Origin of the sequence: Streptomyces sp. NPDC086787 (assembly GCF_044745865.1) — a bacterium.
In the GTDB taxonomy this organism is placed as follows: domain Bacteria; phylum Actinomycetota; class Actinomycetes; order Streptomycetales; family Streptomycetaceae; genus Streptomyces.
In genome coordinates, this window is the sequence record NZ_JBIVBC010000025.1 from 1 (window position 1) to 13,398 (window position 13,398).

Genomic DNA, 13,398 nt, shown 5'->3' on the forward strand with positions numbered 1-13,398 from the left:
AGAACAGTCACCAGCCGACGCGGCAGCGTGAGCGCGCGATGAAGTACTTCCGCTCGCCCGGCGCCGCACAACGGTTCCTGTCCGCGTTCAGCGGCATCTCACCCCACTTCAGGCCCCGACGGCATCTGCTGACCGCCACTGAGTACCGCTTCGAGATGACCCTCCGCTTCACCCTCTGGGACCACCTCACCGGCGCGGCCATCCAGCCTGCCGCGGCCTGACCCAAGACCCGAAACCCGACCACCCAGGCACACCCCCAGACGACCACACCCCCGACAACGTGACAGCGCCCTGGTACGCCCCCCGGCTTTGTCAGGGCATCTATCCCCTTCGTCAAGCCCGAGTCGGTCGTGCAACGGCTACTCATAGCCTTTCGCAGGCGAGAGGAGGCTCAATAGACCGCACAGTGTCAAGGTTGCATAACAAGTGCGCTTTACCCTCCTATTACCGGCGGGTTGGCCTTCGAGGGTCTGCTGTGGGAACTGGAGTCTCCTATTCCGGTTCATATCGCCCGCTGTCGAGGCGGCCTTACGGTGTCGTGTCACTCCCGCCTCAAGATCGCTCGGGTTCAGCGTGTAGATCTTCTCCTCCGGTCCTCGTGTGAGGGCTGATGAGAGGAACTGTGATGAGACTGTGGGCGGGGGGCGGGTCTTCGGGCCTGTTCCGGGGGCGGGCGCCGTTCCGGCGTAGACGCTTGCGTCAGGTGGCGGGGGTTGTGTCGCTGCTGCTGGCCGCTGAGACGGCGTTGGTGGTGGAGTCGACCGGGCAGGCCATGGCGGTCGGGGCCGAGTCGGCGTCGTCCGCGTCGGTGGCGTCGGTGAAGGCGTCGGGTCCGGCGGAGGCGCGGGACGAGGCGTCGGCGGTGCTGACGGCCCGGCTGCAGGACCGGAAGATCGAGGTCCTGTCGGAGCGTACGGCTGATTCGTCGACGTTCGCGCTGCCGAACGGGTCGCTGCAGACGACGACGTATGCGGGTCCGGTACGGGTCAAGCAGGACGACGGCTCGTGGAAGAACGTCGACACCTCGCTGTCCGACACCGGTGCGAGCCTGACCCCGGAGTCGGCGGCCGCGGATGTGGCGGTGTCCGACGGTGGTGACACAGATCTGGCGTCGGTCTCGAAGGGCAAGACGTCGTTCGGTCTGGGCTGGGAGGACAAGCTCCCCACTCCCACCGTGAAGCACAACACCGCCTCCTACGCGCTCGGTGGCGGTCAGACCCTTTCGGTGTCCGCGCTCGCGCAGGGCTTCTCGGAGAACATCACCCTCGGCCAGGCACCGGCCGACGGCACGGTCTCGTACCGGATCCCGCTGGACCTTGACGGTCTGAAGCTGTCCCAGGCCGACTCCGGTCACCTGCTGCTGAAGGACACGGCGGGCAAGCTGGTCGCCGAGGCGCCCGCGCCGATGATGTGGGACTCGACCAAGAACGAGGTGTCGGGCGAGCCGGAGCACGTGGACCGCGTCGCGACGAAGATCGACACCGATGACAGCGGTCGGCAGTCGCTGGTACTCACGCCCGATGCGTCGTTCCTGGCCACGGCCACGTACCCGGTCACCGTGGACCCGACGTCGACGCTCGCGGTGACCACGGACACCTGGGTGCAGAACCCGGACTACCCCGACTCCCAGGTCTCCTCCGCGGAGCTGAAGTCGGGCACGTACGACACGGGCAGCAATGTGGCCCGCTCGTACCTGATGTTCGACACCTCCAGGTTCGCGGGCAAGCACATCACCGACACCAACCTGGCCCTGTACTCGTACTATTCCTCGACCTGCTCGACCTCGGGCGCGGGGACGCAGGTGCGCCGGATCACGTCGTCGTGGTCGTCCTCGTCGGTGACCTGGGCCGCCCAGCCGTCCACCACGACCACCGGCGCGGTGACGAACAAGGCCGCCCTCGGCTACAGCTCGTCCTGCCCGGCGGGCACGATGAACTTCGACATCGACGCCATCGTGCAGGCCTGGGCGGATGGCTCGACGAACTACGGCCTGCAGATCCGCGGCGCGAGCGAGACGGACGCCACGACCTGGCGCCGGTTCCGCTCGGCGAACTACATATCCGGGGACGACTCGGTCGAGCCGCACCTGACGGTCACCTACAACTCCTACGCCACCACGGCCTCGGCGGCGATCTCCCCGAGCGCGGTGAACGCGTACAACGGGAAGCGGTACGTCACCTCCCTGACGCCGACCCTGTCGACAAAGGTGACGGACGCGGACGGCGGCAACGCCCAGGCGCAGTTCGAGATCACCGCGGACCCGGCCTTCGCCGACACCACCTACTCCTACACCGCGTATGGCAAGACGGTGGCGTCCGGCGCCACCTCCACCCTGACCGTCCCGTCCGCGAACGCCTTCCCCGCAGGTGCCCATCTGCGCTACCGGGTCCACGGCTACGACGGCACCGACTACGGCTCCTGGTCCGGCTACACCACCTTCGTGCTGAACACCGGCCTGCCCGCCGCGCCGGCCATCACCTGCACTCCCTACAGCGCGAGCACGTGGACCACGAAGTCCGACAGCGGCGCGACCTGCACACTGGACACCTCGTCGACGGACGGCCAGGGCTACTACTGGGGTCTGGACGACTCCACCGTGCCGGGCCGTGTGTACGACACGACGGACGGCAGCGGTGGCGACGCGCTGACGATCACAATCAAACCGGGCGAGGACTGGCACAAGCTCTACGCCAAGACGATCGACTCCGGCGGCAACCTGTCGACCGCGACGACCGCTTATGCGTTCGGTGTCGGTGACGGCGCGGGCCTGCTCACCCCGGGCGCAGGGGACAGCGCCGCCCGCCGCGTCAGCCTCACTTCAACCGGCAAGACCAGCTACACCGGCGTGACCTACCAGTACCGGCGCGGCGAGACGGACTCCTGGGCTTCCGTGCCGTTCGTGGACGTCACCAAGACCACCGACGGCTCCGCCCTCACTGCTTGGCCCGTGGCCGTGTCCAACGGCTCCCCGGCAGCCCTGACCTGGGATGTCACCGACAGCCTGTCCCAGGACGGCCCCGTTGACGTCCGGGCGGCGTTCACGGACGGCAGCATCACCGCGTACTCGCAGCCGCACACCATCACCGTGGACCGCAACGCCGGCACCGCGCCGAGCGCGAACGTCGGCCCTGGTTCGGTGAACACGCTCACCGGCGACTACACGCTCTCCGACACCGATGCCTCCGGCTTCGGCCTCTCTGTCTCGCGTACCGCGTCCTCCCGCCGTCCGACGGCAGGTTCGGATGCGGAGGGCCAGGTAGCTATCTTCGGTCCGCAGTGGAACTCCGGCACGACTGCGGAGATCACCGACTCCGACTGGGCCTACGTCCGCCGGACCTCGGCCACGTCCATCGCTCTGGTGGATGTGGACGGCGATGAGACCGGCTTCACGGCGACCTCGTCGGGCGGCTGGAAGCCCGAGCCCGGCTCGGAGGACCTGACTCTGACCGGCTCTCTCACGGGCTCGTTCACGCTGAAGGACGACCAGGGCACGACGACGACGTTCGCGAAGGTGGACTCGGCGGCGACGACCTGGCAGGTGGCCAGCACCTACCTGCCGACCGACAACTCCACGACCAAGGTGGTCTCGGAAAAGGTCACCGCCGGCACCAACACCCTCGCACGTCCGAAGTACCTCATCGCTCCCACCTCAGCCGTTTCGTCCTCGACGTGTGAGACGACGCCGTCGACCAAGGGCTGCCGCCTGATCGAGTTCGTCTACGCATCCTCCACCACCGCCACCTCCGGCGCGCTGGGCGACTACAACGGCCAGGTCAAGCAGATCAAGGAGTGGGCGACCGACCCGGGCGCCTCGACGGCCACGGCCACCGTGGTGTCCCAATACTCCTACGACACCTCGGGCCGTCTGCGTGAGCAGTGGGACCCGAGGGTCAGCCCCGCCCTGAAGACGGCTTACACCTACGACTCCGCCGGTCGGGTCGCCACGCTGACCCCGCCGGGTGAGCTGGCGTGGACGTTCACCTACGGCCAGGCGGGCAACGCCGCCACCGCCGGTGACGGCATGCTCCTCAAGACGTCCCGCCCGAACCTGACGGCGGGCAGCAAGAGCACCACGGACGGCACCAGCGCGGTCACCAGCGTGGTCTACGACGTTCCGCTGTCCGGTTCGAAGGCCCCCAACTCGATGGCCGCGTCGGACGTCTCGGCCTGGGGCCAGACGGACGTTCCCGCGGATGCGACCGCTGTGTTCCCGGCGGACGCGGTGCCGGCGTCGAACACCGGCAGTGACCTGGCCGCTTCCGACTACAAGCGGGCGACCGTCACCTACACCGACGCCTCCGGGCATGAGGTGAACACCGCCACCCCCGGCGGGCACATCTCCACCACGGAGTACGACCAGTACGGCAACACGGTCCGTGAGCTGACCGCCGGCAACCGTGAGCTGGCGCTGGCCACCAGCGGTGACGGTCTGACGGACCAGGTGGCGCTGAGCATCGACCAGATGACCACTGCGGACCGCGCCGACCTGCTTGCCACCCGCTCGGTGTACTCCTCCGACGGTTTGCGCGAGACGGACGAGTACGGGCCGCTGCACCAGGTGACCCTGACCTCCACCCTGAAGGCGGGCACCGGCGGCACCGACCTGGCGGCCGGCACCCGTGTCCCGGCGCGCCAGCACACCAGCAACACCTATGACGAGGGCCGTCCGAGCGACGGCACGGCCACCGTCACCAACCAGGTCACCACGAGCGTGGTCGGCGCCTATGTGGACGGCTACCCGTCCGACGGCGACACACGGACCACGAAGACGGCATACGACTGGGCCAAGGGCCTGTCCACCAAGGTCACCACCGACCCGAACGGCCTGATACTGGCCAAGACCACGTCGTATGACTCGCAGGGCCGGGTCACCAAGACCACCCTGCCCAAGTCGTCCGGCACTGACGCCGGGGCGACGGTCACCACGTACTACGCGGCGACCGGCACCGGCACCTGCAACGCCAAGCCGGAATGGGCGGACCTGGTCTGCTCCACCGGCCCTGCCGCAAGCATCACCGGCGGCGGCAGCAACCCCAGCCAGCTGCCCACCAAGACGGTCGAGTACGACCGCTGGGGCAACACCGCCAAGATCACCGAGACCGCCAACTCCGTCACCCGCACCACCACCAACACCTATGACAGTGCGGGCCGTGCCACCAAGACGGCGGTCAGTGGCGGCGTGGGTACCGCGGTCCCGGACGTGACCACCACCTACGACACTGACAGCGGTGACGTGGCCACGGTCACCTCGAACGCCCAGACCATCACCCACACCTACGACCAGCTCGGACGGGAGATCTCCTACACCGACGGCGCGGGCAACACCGCGAGCACGCAGTACGACGCGCTCGGCCGTGTGACCCAGACCAGCGACTCGGCCCCATCGACCACCACCTACACCTACGACACGGCCAAGGACCCGCGCGGTGTGGAGACCTCCCGCACCGACTCGGTCGCCGGCGCCTTCGCCGCCACCTACGACAGCGACGGCGACCTGGTCACCGAGTCCCTGCCCGGCGGCTACACCCTGACCATCGGCCAGGACGAGGCTGGCGCGGAGACCTCCCGCACCTACACCAAGGACAGCGACTCCTCCGTGGTCGCCTCCGACAGCGTCGACGAGAGCGTCCACGGCCAGGTCGTGACCGACGCGGACACCGCGGGCCAGTCCCGCAGCCGCGCCTACACCTACGACGCGACCGGACGCCTCACCCGCGCCGACGACAGCGACCCCGACGGAGCCTGCACCCGCCGCGACTACACCTTCGACAACAACACCAACCGCACCGCCCTGGCCACCGCGACCAGCGCCGTCGGCTCCGCCTGCACCAGCTCTGGGGCGACGACCACGTCGTACACCTACGACAGCGCCGACCGCCTGGTGAACTCCGGTATCGTCTACGACGCCTTCGGCCGCACCACCACCCAGGCCACCGGCGCCACCATCGGCTACTACGCCAACGACCTCGTCCGCACCCAGACCTCCGGCACCAGCCGGCAGACCTGGAACCTGGACGCGGCCGGCCGCCTCGCCACCTGGACCACCGAGTCCAACAGCAGCGGCACCTGGACCCAGACCGGATCCAAGACCAACCACTACGGCGCGGACGGCGACAGCCCCGACTGGACCCAGGAATCCGCAGGCACCCTCACCCGCAACGTGCAGGGCAGCAGCGGAGACCTCGACGCCACCACCAGCGCCACCGGCAGCGTCGTCCTCCAGCTCACCGACATCCACGGCGACGTGACCGTCCAGCTCCCCCTGGACACCGCCACAGCCGCCACCGCACTCGCCTACGACGAGTACGGCAACCAGGAGAACAGCACCACCGCCACCCGCTATGGCTGGCTCGGAGGCAAACAGCGCTCCAGTGAGACGGTCGCCGGTGTCACTCTGATGGGCATTCGCCTCTACGACCCCACCACCGGACGCTTCCTCTCGACAGACCCCGTCTACGGCGGCAACGCCAACGCCTACGAATACTGCAACGGCGACCCGATCAACCGCTACGACCTCGACGGCCGATGGGGCTGGTTTAACCGTTTGAAGCGCAGGGTCGGACACTTTGTGGCGCACCACCAGGGCGCGGTTTCATTGGGGCTGGCCATCGGGTGCTCGTTCGTCACAGAGGGATGGGGAGCGCCAGCATGCGCGGCTGGCGCCGGTGCTGTCACTGGCTGGTTGGCCTACCACTACGGCACCAAGAAGCGGAAGCGCCACATCGGCGGCTACTGGGCGAGTACCTGGCGTGGAGCCCGCGACGGTCTGATCAGCTACGGCGCTGGAAAGGCTGCGAAATATGCCACCAAAATACGTAGCGGCTGGAGGGGTTTCCGCGGATGGTGGCGCGGGGGGCACGGGGGATACACGAACAGATGGCCACACTACTAAGAGGTGGAAGGGACATGATCTCTGATCCGCGTGTGCATACACGCAGGTGGGCTTCCCGACATCCGGTCTACACGGGTTTGCTGGTCGGAGTGCTCTTCTACGTCGTGGAGCTCGTAGCGACTGGCGAGGCCCTCGGCACTCTGCCGTTCGCCATCGGAATCGGAGCGATCTTCGCTCTGGCCGCGTTGAGTCAGCGGCGCAGAAGAAAGAAGCACAACCTGCCGCTGTGACACACATCGGTGTGGTGCGGGTCCGATTCCAGACCCGCACCACACCTAATGGGCTGTTCGATCGTCAAGCAGCCAGCAGCTGAGCTCTGCGTGCACCCGGCTGGCGGTCGCATCGACTCTTGTGCCGCAGGTGTCAAAGGCCCACGCCGAGCCACGCAGTGCACCGCCGGAACCGCGAGCTGTGGCAACCTGGCCCTCACGACAAGGGGGCCCTCCATCATCGGAGGGCCCCCTTCGTATGCCGTTCTTCGCGCGCGGCACCCCCCGTCGGCTCTGGCCACCATCCAGGCTCACATCCGACTGGATTTCCGCCGCAGTACTGCCGACACCGAATTTCGGCGCGGTCATCTCGCCCGCCCTCCGCAACGTCAGGGGCGGCGGCCGCTCCCGCGCGCGGACCGCCCCTGCGCGCGTGTCTTCCACGACGCCCTTGATGTAGCGCCCGGTGCACATCTGGAGAGCGAACCCGAGCCGAGTATGGCCCCCGCGCCACCCGCGATCAGCTTGCGGTCCTCTCCGTCTATGTAGCGGTGTTTCCGCGGGCCCGTCTCGTGAAGGCCCGGCGAATCGAGAGATGCTTTCCCAAGGGCCCCTCGGCCCGCATAAGTTGGCCCGGGTCGATCAAAGCAGGGGGATGGGCGTGACAGGCAAGGATCTTCGTGCGCTGTTCAGCAACTGCGCAACCTCCCGCTGCCGACCGCGAAGGCGATCGAGATCCTGGGGTTCGTGCCGTGGGATTCAATCGACGCGCTCCGGATCGGTGACGGCTACTACCTGCAACCCGATGGGCAGATCGCGGCCAAGCCGTACGAACTGCTCAGGCGCGCTCTGGAGCGTTCAGAACGGGTGGCGGTGGGCAAGTTCGCCTGGAGTGGCCGGGAGCGCCTGGGTCTGCTGCGGGTCAGGGGCCCCGTGATGGTGCTGCATGCGATGCGGTGGCCCGACGAAGTCCGTTCCCCGGCCGAGCTGTCCCTGCCCGCCGGTGAGGTCTCGCAGCAGGAGGTCGACGAGGCGCTGCTCCTGATCGAGGGCTTGGCCAGGGACCAGTTGGAGGGCGAGGAGTTCGCCGACCGTTACACGCAGGCGCTGGAAGCGATGATCGAAGCGAAGCGGGAGCACCGCACCCCGCCCGCCGTGCCGGAGCCGGCAGAGCCGGGCCAGATGCTGGACCTGATGGCCGCGCTCAACGAGTCGGTGGCGAGGGCCAGGGTGTCTCGCGGCGAGGAGCCCGAGGCTGAGGCCGACGTGCACGAGATGCCGAAGAAGAAGGCGGCAGCGAAGAAGACGACGGCTGGTGAGAAGCCGGCGAAGAAGACCGCAGCTGCGAAGAAGACGGGAAAGGCGGCAGCGAAGAAGGCGCCTTCACGCCGCTCGCGCAGTGCCTAAGTCGATCATCCCCAGCCCGGCGTCGGGGCGGCAGTGGGAGCACGCCCCGGTGCCGCCGGTGAGCAGGCGCCGGGCCTCGTCCCGTTTCACAGGGCGGCGCCGCTTGCCCGCCATGTAGCAGGTGCCGCGGTGCAGCTGCACCGGCGGCCGGCCCACGCCGATCCCGAGCTCGACGATCCACTCCGGCGGTGCGGGCTTCACCCGGCGGCCCCGCTCCTGCTCGACCTGCCGCCTCGGTTATCTTGGGTTGTCAAGTGTTTCTGCAGTTCAGCGGCTTGTGTAGCATGCAGGGACATTAGGCACGTTATTCGGCGGAAGGGCGTCGCTCGTTGTAGCGATCGCAGATCGCTTCGCCTCCCGCGGGTCGGCTCTCGACAACTGTGGGGTAGATCGAGGCGACCCCCTTCGGACAGGTGCTTCGTCCCTGTTTCGGGCGTGCTGCCTCTTGGCGAGTGCGTGATCTTGGTCGAGAACTCGCCTACGCAGACCCTCGGTGGTTTGCAGAGCTGATCAGCTTGCGGTCAACGCTGCCGACCTGGAAGCGGTCCCCCCGGCCGATGCATCTGAGGTGCCGTCGGTAGACGGTGGCGACGAGCTGGGCGGCGGTGGTTCTCAGAGCCGGGCGGTGCCGCTCAACGAGACTACGGGCGTCAGGCGATCAGTTTGGGGCGATCTGGATACTTTTCCGTCGGCCACTGGTGCGTGACAGGCAGTCGAATTCCAGCCACACCGATGCGTACGGCTTTGCGAACGGGGATATACACCGCTAATTGCATGCAATAGAGCAAAAGCCTCCACAGATCAACAGTAGGCACATGTGGAAATCTGGGTGATATCCGACAATCAGAGTAGGTGACATTTGGCCACGGTGGTGGCGCCCAGCCGTCACTTGGTATTGATGCCGAACTCGGCGCATTGATACGTTCGACACAGTCGATCTTCAATGGTCGATAAATGCCGAAAGAAGGGATGTAGTAATGCCTCAGATTGCTGCAAGTCCGTTCACTGCCGCGCAGGTTGTGGAGGCCGAGAAGGCCGCCCAGACCCTGGAGGCACTCGTAGCGCGCCTCGCCTCCGATGAATCCTTCGGGGCTGCGCTGAAGGAAAAGCCGCGGGAGACCCTCGCCGAGGCAGGGATGGCCATTGAGAAGGAGGCCATGGAGGCATTGATGCTGGTCGACGCCGAGCGCTTCGACGAGGCGTGTGAGCGCCTCTTCGAGCTGGTCGACTCGGACTTCCTCATCACGATGTCGAATCCGTCCTGCGGCTGAACTGAAATCTGGCGCTGCGCAGCCGGGTAGCAGAGCTTGATTGCCAAATGGCTGGTCGCGCCTTCGGCTGGGGCGCAAGGGCATACCGTTTTGGCGGGTCTTTGCGCTCCGGCTTTTTCTCTGGGTGAGGAGGTGCTGTATGTCACGCGTTCTTCTGGTTAACCTTGCAAGCCTTCCCATGGACGGGAACCAGCCAATATTCCCTATCGGCGTTCGATGCATTCAAGACGCGCTGGACCGTGCGGGCCACGTGACGCGCCTTGTGGATTTTGTTGAAGAGCCAAACAGCCTGGTTGACCTTGAGTGGCTTTACCATGAGTGGGACGTTATTGGGTTCACAATTCGAAACATTGACCCCATCGACATCACGTGCAGCACTCACGTCGACGAATACATCGCCTTCGCGGAACGCATCCGGATGGAACTCGGCCGGCGGGGGTTGGATCCGGTACTAGTCGGCGGCGGGCCGGGGTTCAGTCTCTTCGGCAACACCCTCGTCGGCAAGTTGGGTCTGGACGTAGGAGTCATCGGCCCCGGCGAGCAGGTCATGCTGGATATTGCGGCGGACCCGAAGCCCTTTAAGGGAAGGGGAGATGTGCTGCAAGGGAGGCGACACTGCGGCTTCCTCACAGACACGCTGCGGCACCCGTCCTCGCTCATGGCGGCCTACTCAAACGCATACCAGGCGATGATCGGCGTGGAGACCCGCCGTAAAACCTGCTACCAGACCTGTGCCTACTGCCCATATGCCCACATCGACGGTGACAACACTGGCGACCTCAAACCCATCGACGTGCTGGCAGAAGAGATACGAGGAATTCACGACCAGGGATTTCGCCGAATCTTCTTTACTGACGGCATATTTAACAGTGAGCTACGATACGCAAAAGACGTAGTAGAGCTGGTCAGGGAACTTGCGCTGGACGGCCTGACATGGTCGGCATATTTTACCCCGAAACCCTTTGATGACCACTTCGGTGAGCTGCTTCAGGGTAGCGGTGTGGAGGCTGTTGTAGTTTCGCCGGACAGCCTCGATGATTCAGTCATGCGCAATCTGGGGAAATCATTCACGACTCGACATGTGTCCCGGTTCCTGGACCGGAGTCGTAAGAATGATTTGCCAATAAAGGTGAACGTCGTCTTCGGTGGTCCCGGCGAGACTCGCGAGTCGGTACGTAATAGCGCTGGATTCATTAATGCGAATCTCGAAGATGACGAGTTGGTGATGCATGTCGGATATCGAGTCTTGCCTGAAACGGCTCTCGCGCGTCATCTCGGAATGGAAACAGATCGGCTACTCTACCCCACCTTCTATCCTTTTGACCTCAACGTCTTCAGTTGGGTAATTCAGGACTTGGATTCCCGGTTCGTCAGCCCTGAGCTCATGATGAATCTCATGGCGGGGCGAGCATCGGCCCGTAAAATGGCGCGGGTGGAGGATGCAACGCGCACGATTGCGCCGCCTCCCGGAATGACCTATCTTGCGCTGGCGAGCAAAGGCGGAGACAATGACTGCTGCAGCCAATAGTGCGGAATCGTTCTCCCACCGATACTTCGGATCCGAGCTGATCGCACGCCGCCTCCATCAGGGGGAAACCGCAACCGCTCTACAACTTTGTCCGTTTGAAGATGTCGATGCGGAAGTCATCAGCCGTGAGCTCGAGGCCGAGGCCGACTACTGCTGGATGGGCCTGTTCGCCCCAGATGGGACGGTGGCGGCGGCGCATCGGGCCATGCGCTGGCATCAGTACCTGTTGTTGAAGGGGGTCTTTGTCGACGACGCGTATCGCGGTTCCGGGGCCGGGATTGGCGTCGTGTTCGCTATCCGGGACTGGGCCCGGCAGGCCGGGTACAGGGGTGTCGCCGCCTGGGTCGAGCCAAACAAGCCTGAGGCCCGTCTCGCGGCACGGCTCCGGCTTCGGCCGGCCAGCCCTCTCTTGCATCGATACCTCATCCAGCTCCCGTCTGCGAGCACCTTCACGCCCCCCGGTCCCAGGACGCTCCGCCCCACAGCTGGAACCCTGACCGTCCCGCTCGGCGGTGAAAGTGTGGGCCCCGTCCGGGAGTTGCTCGGTATCCGACAGGACGGCTCGGCTAGAACTCACCTTGCCTGGGTCGTGGACCGCTCCCGGCTCGTAATGAGTGGCAACCCGTGCCGTTCGATAGACGATCTGGATACCCTCGTGGCCGCTGCTGAGGAGACCGCGATGCTGACTGGTGCGACTGCCATGGAGATCTCTTTTGAAGCAGCGGACCTCCACGCCGCTCTGTCCCTGGCTGGGATGGGGGCTCAGAGATTGAGTCGTTCGCCGGTTAATCTGGGCGTTCTCTCTTTTGAGGGCGACGAGACCATGAGTGAGACGGGGCGTTCGACAGCAACAGAGCCGACGTTCCATGGTTGAACCACATGCAGTGCGCCACATTTGTCTCACCGAGACTCCTGAGGCGGCGGCCAAGCTGTTCGAACAACAGGGGCTCAATGCGTATCGCCTAGAGCAGCTGCTGCTATCAACAGCCGCCGCGGGTGAGCGGCGTCGTTCGGAAGCCGTGGAGTTGCTGGACGCGTGGGGTCGGTCAACGAGAACAGAGCTATACGTTCCACCGACCCTAGACGGCCATCCCCTGGGCTTGATTGTGGCCTTGCATGGTGCTGGAGGCTCAGGTGCGGAGATGGAGCCGTACATGCAACCTCTTGCCGATGCGTGCGGCGCGGTGTTGCTCTGCCCAACAGCGCACCAACCAATCGGCGGGAGCAATAATTTCGATCTGGCGGGTCTTTTCGGCAGCCGATTCAATGAGGCGCGGTGGACAACAGATCCGGGTGACTTTCCGGTTCGAGCGTTTCGTTGGGCCCGAGAGAACCTCGCCATTGACGTGGACCATTGTGCCCTTGTGGGTGCTTCGATGGGTGGGATTGCAACTTGGGGTATAGCGTCGCGCCGTTGGGATAGTCTCGCCATGGCAGCTTCGATCAATGGTGCACCCTCGATCTGGGAGATGTTCGGGCCAGACCAGACGATGCGTGAACTCCTGCCGAATCTCGTGAACCTCCCATTCACAGTGGTTCATGGAAGCCGGGACCAGCAGATTGCGCCCATCCTTGACACGGAAGCTGTAACACAACTGAGGCGGATGGGGCACCAAAGGATTTCGCTGGTCGAAGTGCCTGACGGGGAACACAAACTGAGTACGATGCAGATCGACCCAGGAAATCCGCAGTTCGATAAGATCGTGCACTACTTTCGCTCCGCAAGGCGTACGCCATGGCCCTTGCGCGTTCGACACCATGCCCGCGAGAGCGAGAATGGCCGGGCGCATTGGGTGGAAATCAAGGACATAATTCCCGGACAGACGGCAACCGTGGAAGGTCGAGTCGTGGACCGCAAGCACTTGGACGTCCGCACGTCCGGCTGTTCACGAATCTGCGTCTTCCTTAGCGACCGGTTAATTGATCCTGGCCGAGTCCTGGTGACCGTTAATGATGCGCCTCGGGAGATCTTGTTCCGGCCGTCCATGGTCGATGCGATCACTACGTACGTCCATGCGGAGGCTGATCCTGGACGTATGGCGCACATGGTTGTTGAGGTGGAAATGCCCGAAATCCGCGAGTGAGAAGGTG

General features: G+C 65.2%; 8 protein-coding genes and 1 pseudogene. 8 read left to right on the forward strand and 1 reads right to left on the reverse strand.

Annotated elements, in window-relative coordinates; genetic code table 11:
- From ACIPK3_RS32435 to ACIPK3_RS32450, 4 genes and pseudogenes are all read left to right on the forward strand, one after another.
- Positions 1-221: pseudogene (locus ACIPK3_RS32435) on the forward strand (IS6 family transposase); the annotation flags it as partial.
- 404 nt (positions 222-625) lie between these two features.
- Positions 626-6,892 (forward strand): DNRLRE domain-containing protein, encoded by a 6,267-nt coding sequence (locus tag ACIPK3_RS32440; RefSeq protein ID WP_402575543.1) that lies wholly within the window; start codon positions 626-628, stop codon positions 6,890-6,892.
- Positions 6,893-6,906: 14 nt separating this feature from the next.
- Entirely contained in the window at positions 6,907-7,122 is a 216-nt protein-coding gene (locus ACIPK3_RS32445; RefSeq protein WP_402575545.1) for an LPXTG cell wall anchor domain-containing protein, read from the forward strand.
- A 675-nt stretch (positions 7,123-7,797) separates the two neighbouring features.
- On the forward strand, positions 7,798-8,508 hold the full coding sequence (locus ACIPK3_RS32450; RefSeq protein ID WP_402575605.1) for a Ku protein: 711 nt from the start codon (positions 7,798-7,800) through the stop codon (positions 8,506-8,508).
- Here the strand turns inward: ACIPK3_RS32450 and ACIPK3_RS32455 are convergent.
- The gene (locus ACIPK3_RS32455) at positions 8,485-8,709 is read right to left on the reverse strand and encodes a DUF6233 domain-containing protein (protein ID WP_402575547.1); all 225 of its coding nucleotides are present in this window, start codon (positions 8,707-8,709) and stop codon (positions 8,485-8,487) included. The two genes, ACIPK3_RS32450 and ACIPK3_RS32455, sit on opposite strands and share 24 nt — an antisense overlap.
- 776 nt (positions 8,710-9,485) lie before the next feature.
- Between ACIPK3_RS32455 and ACIPK3_RS32460 the strand changes: the two genes are divergently transcribed.
- The 4 genes from ACIPK3_RS32460 to ACIPK3_RS32475 all read left to right on the forward strand — a co-directional run bounded on the left by ACIPK3_RS32460 (position 9,486) and on the right by ACIPK3_RS32475 (position 13,391).
- Positions 9,486-9,779: a hypothetical protein gene (locus ACIPK3_RS32460; protein WP_402575549.1), complete on the forward strand. Its 294-nt coding sequence runs from the start codon at positions 9,486-9,488 to the stop codon at positions 9,777-9,779.
- Positions 9,780-9,918: 139 nt separating this feature from the next.
- The gene (locus ACIPK3_RS32465; protein WP_402575551.1) at positions 9,919-11,307 is read left to right on the forward strand and encodes a B12-binding domain-containing radical SAM protein; all 1,389 of its coding nucleotides are present in this window, start codon (positions 9,919-9,921) and stop codon (positions 11,305-11,307) included.
- Positions 11,288-12,181, forward strand: coding sequence for a GNAT family N-acetyltransferase (locus ACIPK3_RS32470; protein WP_402575553.1), 894 nt, complete (start codon positions 11,288-11,290; stop codon positions 12,179-12,181). Before ACIPK3_RS32465 ends, ACIPK3_RS32470 begins: the two co-directional genes overlap by 20 nt.
- Positions 12,174-13,391, forward strand: coding sequence for a hypothetical protein (locus ACIPK3_RS32475; protein ID WP_402575555.1), 1,218 nt, complete (start codon positions 12,174-12,176; stop codon positions 13,389-13,391). The genes ACIPK3_RS32470 and ACIPK3_RS32475 overlap by 8 nt, the downstream gene beginning before the upstream one ends.
- Positions 13,392-13,398: the final 7 nt, after the last annotated feature.